Origin of the sequence: Massilia sp. CT11-108 (assembly GCF_047302915.1) — a bacterium.
Classification (GTDB): domain Bacteria; phylum Pseudomonadota; class Gammaproteobacteria; order Burkholderiales; family Burkholderiaceae_D; genus Telluria; species Telluria orientalis.
Genome location: NZ_JBKYMO010000391.1, coordinates 1 through 5,290, shown reverse-complemented (window position 1 = coordinate 5,290; position 5,290 = coordinate 1). Strand labels below are relative to the sequence as shown.

Here is a 5,290-nt window from a genome sequence, read left to right as displayed (position 1 = left end):
CGCCGGCCGCGGTGAGCTCGGCCGGATCGTGATCGGCTATGTGGGCTCCGCCGCCCTGGCCGGCATCCTGCAGCGGCAGATGCGGCGTTTCCGTGCCGAGTGGCCGGATGTCCAGCTGCAGGCGAACGAACAGCCGATGGGGCGGCTGCCGGGCCTCGTCGCGGAGGGCCATGTCGATATCGGCTTCGTGCGCCTGCCGATGGCGCTCCCGGACGAATTGCGCGTGCACGTCCTGCAGCGCAACCGCTTCTGCATCGCGCTGCCGGCCAGCCACCGCCTGGCCGGCGCCGCCGCGGTCGACGCCCACGCGCTGGAGGACGACGATTTCGTCGTGCCCGAACAGGACCTCGGTACGCGCGAAGTCGGGCGGCGCGGGCGCTTCGTGCCGCGCATCGTCTCGGCGCCGGGCAATCTGCTGACGGTGTTGACCGAGGTATCGTTGCGCAAGGGCGTCGCGGTCGTCCCCGACGTGGTGGCCACGACCCTCGCGCTGCCGGACGTGGTCTACAAGCCGCTGGCCGGAGACCCCGTCACGTCGGAACTGGCCGCCCTCTTCCGCCGCAGCGAAGGGGCGCCCGCCGTGAAGAACCTGATCCGGCAGCTGGTGGCGGAGGGGGCAGCATGCTGATCGCCGACCCCTTGTTCTATGCCGTCGCCGTACCGGCCGTCCTGTTGACCGGCATCTCGAAAGGGGGCTTCGGGGGCGTGCTGGGCGGCGTGGGCGTGCCGCTGATGGCGCTGGCGATCTCGCCCGTCCAGGCGGCCGCGATCCTGCTGCCCGTGCTGTGCCTGATGGATCTCGTCGGCCTGGGCGCCTATTTCGGCAAGTGGGACAAGCCGACGCTGCGCATCATGCTGCCCGGCGCCCTGCTCGGGATCGTCGCGGGCTTCCTCACGTTCGGCATGCTGGGCGAGGACGTCATCCGCATCCTGATCGGGGGCATCGCGGTGGCCTTCACCGTCAACAACGTGCTGGGCCTGGCCGCGCACCAGCGCCAGGCCGGCCCCTCGTTGGCGAAAGGCACCTTCTGGTCCGCGGTCTCGGGCCTGACCAGCTTCCTCGCCCATGCCGGCGGACCGCCCGCCATGGTCTACCTGCTGCCGCAGCGGATGGACAAGGTGCGCTACGTCGCCACCATCAGCGTGTTTTTCGCGGCCGTCAACGCGGTCAAGCTCGTGCCATACGCGTGGCTGGGCCAGCTGTCGCTCGACAACCTCGGCACCAGCTTCGTGCTGGCGCCGCTCGTGCCGCTGGGCGTGAAGCTGGGCATCTGGCTGCAGGGCCGGATCAACCTCGTGTGGTTCTACCGGATTTCGCAGGCCTGCCTGCTCGTGACCGGACTCCAGCTGGTCTGGCAGGGCGGGGCGCATTACCTGTAGCTGCGCGGGCCGGGATCAGGTCTCGTACAGCTCCAGCGGCAGGCCGTCCGGGTCGGCGAAGAAGGTAAAGCGCCTGCCCGTGAATTCGTCCGTGCGTACCGGTTCCACGGCGACGCCGTGCGCTTCGAGATGCTGCTTGCAGGCCTGCAGGTCGTCGACCGCGAACGCGAGGTGCCGCAGGCCGCACGCTTCCGGATACGACGGGCGTGCGGGCGCGTTCGGGAACGAGAACAACTCGACCTGCGAGCCGTCCGGCAGCGCCAGGTCCAGCTTCCAGGAGTCGCGCTGCGCGCGGTAGTTTTCGGCGACGATGCGCAAGCCCAGCACCTCAGTGTAGAAGTGCCGGGATCGTGGGTAGTCCGCACAGATGATCGCGGCGTGGTGGATGCGGGTGAACATGACGGTAGCGGTCCAGGGTGACGGTTCGCTATCGTAACAGCCGGCGCCATCTACCCGACCGTGGCAGGGGAGCGGATCGTCACGCCGGCGCCAGCGCCTGCCCGACCGGTTCCAGCCGGCGCAGGCGCAGCGCGATCAGCAGGGCGGCGCCCAGCAGCACGCCCAGCAGCGCCACGACGCCGCCCCAGCCGCCGTGTTCCCACAGCACGCCGCACAGCCAGCCCACGAGGCTGGAGCCGAGGTAATAGAAGCACAGGTACAGCGCGGACGCGAGCGCCTGCTGCGTGCGCGCGCGCCGGCCCACCCAGCTGCTGGCGATCGAGTGCGACGCGAAGAAGCCGAACGTGAACACGGCCATGCCGGCCACGATGACGGCCACGTTGTGGGCCATGGTCAGCAGCAGACCCGCGAACATCGTGCCCATCACGGTCCACAGCACGTGGCGCCGGCCCAGGCGGTCGGCGCGGCGGCCGGCCCAGACCGAACTGAAGATGCCCAGCAAATACAGCAGCGAGATCCCGCCGACCACGCTCTGGCGCAGCCCGAACGGGGCGCCCAGCAGCCGGAAGCCGATCACGTTGTATGCGCTGACGAAGCAGCCCATCAGCAGGAACGACAGGACGAACAGCCAGGGCAGGCCGGCGTCGCCGAAGTGGCCGCGCAGGCCGTGCAGCAGCGCCGGCACGCCGCCCGATGACGGCCGGAAGTTGCGCGACGCCGGCAGGCTGCGCCAGAATTCCCATGCGGCCAGCAGGCCCGCGACGCCCATCACGGCGAACGCGGCGCGCCACGACACGAAGTCGGACAGCACGGCCGCCAGCACCCGGCCGACCATGCCCCCGAACGCATTCCCGCTGATGTACAGGCCCATCGACACGCCGAGCGCCGCCGGCTCGATCTCTTCGCTGAGGTAAGCCATCGCGACGGCCGGCATGCCGCCCAGCGCGAAGCCGAGAAGCGTGCGCGCCGCCAGCAGCTGCGGGTACGTACGCGCGCCCGCGGCCAGCACCGTCATCAGCGCGGCCACGACGAGCGCCACGACCATCATGGTCTTGCGGCCCAGGCGGTCGGACAGGACGGACGAGAACAGCAGCGACACCGCCAGCGCGCCCGTCGAGAGCGACAGCGACAGGCTGCTCTGCGCGGGCGTGAGCCCGAAATCGTGCGCCAGCAGGGGCATCAGCGGCTGCACGCAATACAGCAGGGCGAAGCAGGAGAAGCCGCCGAAGAACAGGGCGCGGTTGGTGCGATTGGTCATGGGGCCATCCTAGGATTGCCGGAAATGGCTGTCCAATATATATTTGTGGCGTTACTTATCGTTTGAAAATATAAGATGGAACTCAGGCACCTGCGTTACTTCGTGGCCGTGGCGGAGGAGCTGAGCTTTACGCGCGCTGCCGAGCGGCTGCACATCGGCCAGCCGCCGCTGAGCCAGCAGATCCAGGCGCTGGAACACGAGATCGGCGCGCGGCTGTTCGAGCGCAACCGGCGGCGCGTGCTGCTGACGGAAGCGGGGCGGCTGTTCCTCGCGGACGCGCGGCGCATGCTGGCGCTGTCCGAACAGGCCAAGGAGACGGCGCGCCGCGCGCACCTGGGGGAAGCGGGCGAGCTGCGCGTCGGCTTCACGTTTTCCACGCCGTTCACGCCGTTGTTCGCCCGCGTCGTGCGGCGCTACCGCCAGCAGTATCCGGCTGTGCGGCTGACGTTCCTCGAGATCCCCACGCAGCCGCAGCTCGCGCAGATCGAGGCGCGCGAACTGGACGTGGGCTTCGTGCGGCCTGGCCCCATGCCGCTGCCGCGCACGGTCGCGCTGACGATGCTGCGCCGGGATCCGCTGCTGCTCGTGCTGCCGGCCGACGCGCCGCTGGCGCGGAAAAAGACGATCGCGGTGAAGGACCTGGCCGATCAGGCGTTCGTCGTCTTCCCCGAAAAGACGGGCACCGGCATCTACCACCAGATCTTCGACCTGTGCCGCGCCGCCGGCTTCACGCCGCACATCGCAATGGAGGCGGGCGAGCCGTCGACGATCATCGGCCTCGTCGCCGCGGGCTGCGGCATTTCCGTGCTGCCCAGCTCATTCGAAGGCATCCACATGGACGGCGTCGTCTACCGGCCGCTCGCCGATCCGGACGCCACCACGGCAATGCTGCTCGCGCGCCATGCCGAAGGCGGCGGCCCGCTCGTCGATGCGTTCGTCGCGCTGGCCCAGGCCGCGGCCGATCAATCCGCGTAGCTGATGCGGTCGCGGCCCGCGTGTTTCGACCGGTACAGCGCCTCGTCGGCACGGCCGAGCAGGGCGACCGGATCGGGCGGGGTGCCGGGCGTAAAGGCGACGACGCCGAAGCTGGCGGTGACGGCCAGCGTGTTGCCTTCGCCGATGTCGACGGGTTCGCCGCGCACGACGGCGCGCAGGGCGTCGATGCGGGACGCGTCGGCCGGCAGGTTCAGGCCGGGCAGGACCACGACGAATTCCTCGCCGCCGTAGCGGCCCACCGCGTCGTAGGGCCGCACGGCCGCGCGCAGGCGTCGCGCCGTTTCGACCAGCACCGCGTCGCCCGCCAGGTGGCCGTGCGTATCGTTGACGCGCTTGAAGTAATCGAGGTCCAGCAGCACGAGCGCGAAGCCTTCGCCCGAGCGCGCGCATTGTTCGATTTCGCGCGCGACGATGTCCATCATCGCGACCCGGTTCCAGCACTGGGTCAGCCCGTCCTTCAGCGCGCGCAGGCGCATTTCCTCGCGCGACTGTTCCAGCTCGTGCGTGCGCGCGCGCACCAGCGCCGTCAGCTTCGCTTCGCGCGCCCGGTGCGCGCGCAGGCGCAGGCGGTGGAACGCGACGAATGCGCCCGCGACGCCGAGGGCGCACTGCACGTAGAACGGGACGCTGCGCCACCATGGCGGTGCGATCGTGAACGCCAGTTCCACCGGCGCCGACTGCTCGCCGGTGGCGCTGTCGACGGCGGCGACCTGGAAGCGGTACCGGCCGCCCGGCAGCGCCGCGTAACGCACTTCCGGCTGCACCGTGTCGTTCCACGCGTCGTCGACGCCGAGCAGGCGGAAACGATAGTGCCAGCCCCGGCCCTGGTCGAACTGCAGGTGGGCCAGGCGGAACACGATCTGGTCCGCCCGCCACGGCATCGGCGCGTCGCCCACCGGCAGCGGACCGTTGCCGCGCAGCGCCTCTTCGATCACGGGCTGGCGCAGCGCCGACGCGAACAGGCGTTCCGGATGAAGCACGTGCGACAGGCCGTTGCTGGTGATGAGCCAGATCGAACCGTCCCGGTCTTCGTATGTGCCGCGGCCGTTCGAATCGTTCCACGCCAGGCCCTGCGTCTGGTCCAGCGTGCGCCAGTGCCTGCCGTTCCATACCGCGAAGCCCACGTCCAGCGCGACCCAGAGCCAGCCGCGGCGGTCTTCGCGGGCGTTCAGGATGAACCGGTCGCGGTGTGTTATTAACAAATCCGAGCCCACCAGACGGAGCGACAGGGGGGGTGGGGGGGGGGGGGGGTAAAAA

The 5,290-nt window shown here is 70.0% G+C and carries 6 protein-coding genes; 3 read left to right on the top strand and 3 right to left on the bottom strand.

The genetic code is table 11. From position 1 onward, the window contains the following. On the top strand, window positions 1-628 hold a 628-nt coding region (locus ACEN88_RS23690; protein ID WP_413343598.1), incomplete at its 5' end, for a LysR family substrate-binding domain-containing protein. Then, complete coding sequence (locus tag ACEN88_RS23685) at window positions 622-1,380, top strand: sulfite exporter TauE/SafE family protein (RefSeq protein WP_413343597.1); 759 nt, start codon at window positions 622-624, stop codon at window positions 1,378-1,380. The genes ACEN88_RS23690 and ACEN88_RS23685, both read left to right, overlap by 7 nt. A 15-nt stretch (window positions 1,381-1,395) precedes the next feature. On the opposite strand, the gene ACEN88_RS23680 is transcribed toward ACEN88_RS23685, so the two are convergent. Both ACEN88_RS23680 and ACEN88_RS23675 read right to left on the bottom strand, forming a co-directional pair. Next, window positions 1,396-1,779, bottom strand: a complete 384-nt coding sequence (locus tag ACEN88_RS23680) for a VOC family protein (protein WP_413343596.1) — start codon at window positions 1,777-1,779, stop codon at window positions 1,396-1,398. Between the two features lie 79 nt (window positions 1,780-1,858). After that, window positions 1,859-3,037, bottom strand: coding sequence for an MFS transporter (locus tag ACEN88_RS23675; RefSeq protein ID WP_413343594.1), 1,179 nt, complete (start codon window positions 3,035-3,037; stop codon window positions 1,859-1,861). Between the two features lie 75 nt (window positions 3,038-3,112). On the opposite strand from ACEN88_RS23675, the gene ACEN88_RS23670 reads away from it, so the two are divergent. Then, window positions 3,113-4,012, top strand: a complete 900-nt coding sequence (locus ACEN88_RS23670; RefSeq protein ID WP_413343593.1) for a LysR substrate-binding domain-containing protein — start codon at window positions 3,113-3,115, stop codon at window positions 4,010-4,012. Here the strand turns inward: ACEN88_RS23670 and ACEN88_RS23665 are convergent. Further along, window positions 4,000-5,290 (bottom strand): diguanylate cyclase (locus tag ACEN88_RS23665; RefSeq protein WP_413343591.1); only part of this gene is annotated, 1,291 nt, incomplete at its 5' end. The two genes, ACEN88_RS23670 and ACEN88_RS23665, sit on opposite strands and share 13 nt — an antisense overlap.